At 39.1% G+C, this 1,514-nt stretch carries 3 protein-coding genes; all 3 read right to left on the reverse strand.

The window, feature by feature from the left end:
* The coding region (locus tag HYX58_00080) for a DUF4136 domain-containing protein (protein MBI2774395.1) at positions 1–512 on the reverse strand (512 nt) is incomplete at its 3' end.
* Positions 513–660: 148 nt separating this feature from the next.
* The gene (locus tag HYX58_00085) at positions 661–1,074 is read right to left on the reverse strand and encodes a hypothetical protein (GenBank protein MBI2774396.1); all 414 of its coding nucleotides are present in this window, start codon (positions 1,072–1,074) and stop codon (positions 661–663) included.
* A 25-nt stretch (positions 1,075–1,099) separates the two neighbouring features.
* A partial coding sequence (locus HYX58_00090) for a hypothetical protein (protein ID MBI2774397.1) occupies positions 1,100–1,514 on the reverse strand: 415 nt, incomplete at its 5' end.

Raw genomic sequence — 1,514 nt, forward strand, 5'->3', positions numbered from 1 at the left:
ATTTTATTGGAAACCCGGTCAAAAACATTAATGCTGATAGTTGACTCATTGTATTCTGTTTTTACTACACGACTGCTGATCTGGTACGATGGTCTTACATAATTGTAATTATTGTATCCGTAAGTATTCCAACGGTAATTATTAGGATTATAATACCGGTACGAATTAGGCGGATAGGTGGGATACACAGGTGCCGAATAAACGGGAGTTGTGGTAGTACGTTCTTTCTTCTGATTATTTAGTACCAGCTCAAATAATAAATCGGGAGCGGCTGTATTGGCACTGTAATTTCTGTTGGCCAGTTCGTGGTCAACATAATTTTTAATATTGTTTTCGATAATTTCATTATCATAAGGTGTAGGCGCATGAGGGGTGTGATTGTTTAACCATGCGTATGTTTTATAGTTGCTGAAATTTACCGACCGGTCGTAGTCAGAATTAATAAGTTGATAAATGCCTCCGCAACCTGCCAGAGCAAACCCGGCAACGAATATTATTTGTAGTGTACGCATGGGATAATATTTAAAGTGGTTAAACAAATTCTTTTTAAAAAGAAATACGGCTTATGAAAAGCTTTTGCAAACAAACATCTTCTTAACTTCTGTATTCTATTATAATTCCGGGTGCATATAAAGGGTTATATCCACCCGGAATTGTTGTTTAGTGATGATGGTCTTTATGGTCATCTTTTGCTTCCTTTTTTGCAAGGTCAAACGATGCTGATGCTGTTTTGCCACTGCTTGTAAAAGTCACAATTGCCTTGTTGTACTTTTTTGTTTTATCCAGTGTGTACATAAATCCATCCTTGCCATTTGGAATTAATGTAATGGTTGAAGTTTTCCCGTCAGCAGTTTGAAGGAGTGCCGTTCCGGTTACCCCGGTATTTGCCATCGCCTTTTCATTTCCGTCAAGCAGGTAGGCCATCACCATCCCATCTTTTACGCTTACTTCAATGTGAAAATCGCCGGCTGATTTAACGGTGCCTCCATGTGGCGAGCCATGTTTGTGGTCCTGAGCATTAACATTTACTACTGCCAGCACTGCCAGCAGTACGGTGAAATACATCTTTTTCATAATTGTCATTTTTATTGTTTAATAATTAGTGATTTTCATGTTCATCTTTTTTCATGTCTTTCATGTCCGAAGCCTTGCCTTCTGCAACATTCATTACAAAATCGCTGGTATAAACTTTCCCTTTACTTTGAAACTGAATCCATCCACGGTAAACACCCGGTTTCTCAAATGTTGTATGCAAATCAAACCTGGCGCCTTCTACACTTGGATGCACATGTAAATATTTTTTATCGGCAAGGCTTACTACCACCATGTGTGCTTTTGCGCCGAGGTAATCTTCCAGTGTATTTACATCCACTTCTTTACCATTCAGCATCATTACACCATTAAGGTGCATAGGCATATTGGTTAAAAGCTTTCCGCCTTCGGGTGTAAGCGAAACAGAAAAACCATCACCGGCAGCACCGGTTAATTTATCTGCACCATAAACTTTTGCAGCA

The organism is Candidatus Dependentiae bacterium, assembly GCA_016191325.1.
Lineage (GTDB): Bacteria > Babelota > Babeliae > Babelales > JACPOV01 > JACPOV01.

Excerpts from the sequence above, each read along its gene's own strand:
- HYX58_00085 (MBI2774396.1), bottom strand. The coding sequence starts at position 1,074 with ATGAAAAAGATGTATTTCACCGTACTGCTGGCAGTGCTGGCAGTAGTA.